Source organism: Idiomarina sp. UBA4206 (assembly GCF_002383015.1).
GTDB classification, from domain to species: domain Bacteria; phylum Pseudomonadota; class Gammaproteobacteria; order Enterobacterales; family Alteromonadaceae; genus Idiomarina; species Idiomarina abyssalis.
In genome coordinates this window covers 1,852-3,895 of the sequence record NZ_DFTS01000069.1, presented here as the reverse complement: position 1 = coordinate 3,895, position 2,044 = coordinate 1,852, and the positions used below count along the sequence as shown (strand labels likewise).

The window sequence follows — 2,044 nt, the reverse complement described above, 5'->3', positions numbered from 1 at the left end:
CTCGGCTTTGAAAAAGTTGAAAAATTGATTGAGCGTAACGTTATTGAAGTTGCGCCATTAGCTTATATGCGCGGGCGTACGCTTAACGATGCTTTTATCATTTTAGATGAGAGCCAGAATACGACTTGTGAACAAATGAAGATGTTTCTTACTCGTATCGGCTTTAATTCACGAGCTGTTATTACCGGAGACATTACTCAGGTTGATTTACCCCGCGGGCAACGCTCAGGCTTGAGACACGCCATTGAAGTTCTCAATAAAGTCCCTGACATTAGCTTTACCTTCTTCCAGGCAGGTGATGTTGTTCGACATCCTGTGGTGCAACGAATTGTGCAAGCCTACGAGGATTTTGACAAAAACTAATGGCTGATTTGACACTGGATTACCAACTCGCTGATGGCGTTACTGACGCTCCTGATGAAGACGCCGTACGTGCCTGGGTTTCAACAACATTGGATTACCTCCAACAAGACAGCAAAGCGGTTGAACTAACAATACGCATTGTCGCTGAACGGGAAGCCCAGGAACTGAATAATGAGTTTCGTGGTAAAGACTATGCAACCAATGTTTTATCCTTCCCTTTCAATAGCCCGGTAGAATTACCTGTCACACTTTTAGGTGATTTAGTGATCTGCCAAAGCGTTGTAGAAAAAGAAGCGCAGGAGCAACAAAAGTCAGCGATTGCTCACTGGACGCATATGGTCATACACGGTACTCTGCATTTATTAGGTTACGATCATATTGACGACAACGAAGCAGAAGAAATGGAACAAATTGAACGTAACATCTTAGCGAGTCTGAACATCTCAGACCCGTACCAACCGATAGACAATATGGAGCTTAACACTCAATGAGCGACGACAACCCCCACTCAGCCAACGGCTCGTCGGGAAAATCCTGGGCAGCAAAACTGCTGCAAGTATTTGCTGGTGAGCCGAAAAGCAGAGAAGAACTCGTCGATTTAATTCAGGACGCTGAAGATCGCGACCTGATAGACAACGATACCAGAGAAATGATTGAAGGCGTGCTTGACGTTGCAGAACTCAAAGTACGCGACATCATGATTCCACGTTCACAAATGGTCACCATTGACATTCATCAAGGCGTGGACGAATTCCTCCCCATCGTTATCGATTCTCAACACAGTCGTTACCCTGTTGTCACCGACAACAAAGATCACGTTGAAGGTATTCTGTTAGCAAAAGATTTGCTGAGCTACGGCTTTAACATGACAGAAGAGGTGTTTTCACTTGAGAAAGTGATGCGACCTGCGGTAATCGTTCCTGAGAGTAAACGGGTCGATGTACTCCTCAAAGAATTCCGCTCTAACCGTTATCATATGGCCATTGTGGTTGATGAATACGGTGGCGTGTCTGGTTTGGTCACTATAGAAGATATTCTGGAAGAGATTGTCGGAGAAATTGAAGACGAAACGGACGCTCAGGGTGATGACGACAAAAACAATATCCGTCGTCTTAGCCAAAGCCGCTATTCCATTAAAGCCCTTACAACCATCGAGGACTTTAATCAGTACTTTAATACCAATTTCAGCGATGAAGAGCACGACACTGTTGGCGGACTTGTTGCTCATGGTTTCGGGCACCTGCCTCAGGCAGGTGAAGAAGTCACTTTAGGTAATATGACCTTTCGTGTCACAAACGCCGACAAAAGACGTATTCAGCAGTTACAAGTTAGTCTGAACTCAGATGACGATGGCTCACCGGAGTCCGAACAGTAATGATGAAGCTTTCGGGGGGCATCACACGCTCCGTGCTCTTGTTACTTTGCGGTGCAGTTCTAACGCTCGCTTACTCACCGTTCCACTGGCATTGGCTGCCTTTTATTGTCTTGCCTATTGTGGTTGGTGTTATTTGGCTTTTAGCGCCTAAACGTACATTCAGAGCTGGTTTTATCTTTGGAATGGGTTGGTTTGCCGCTGGCCTAAGCTGGATATATGTCAGCATCGATCAATATGGCGGTGTGCCGGTACCGGTCACGCTGCTGTTATTGGTTCTGCTGTTTGCTTACCTGTCACTATTCCCTG

3 protein-coding genes and 1 pseudogene are annotated in these 2,044 nt (G+C 45.8%); all 4 read left to right on the top strand.

Annotated elements, in window-relative coordinates; translation table 11 throughout:
• Positions 1–363 (top strand): PhoH family protein (locus B3180_RS13845; protein ID WP_286845088.1); only part of this gene is annotated, 363 nt, incomplete at its 5' end.
• Positions 363–854, top strand: coding sequence for an rRNA maturation RNase YbeY (gene ybeY, locus B3180_RS13840; protein ID WP_199494441.1), 492 nt, complete (start codon positions 363–365; stop codon positions 852–854). The genes B3180_RS13845 and ybeY, both read left to right, overlap by 1 nt.
• Complete coding sequence (gene corC, locus B3180_RS13835; RefSeq protein WP_054487117.1) at positions 851–1,738, top strand: CNNM family magnesium/cobalt transport protein CorC; 888 nt, start codon at positions 851–853, stop codon at positions 1,736–1,738. Before ybeY ends, corC begins: the two co-directional genes overlap by 4 nt.
• Positions 1,738–2,044: pseudogene (locus B3180_RS13830) on the top strand (apolipoprotein N-acyltransferase); the annotation flags it as partial. The gene corC and the pseudogene B3180_RS13830, both read left to right, overlap by 1 nt.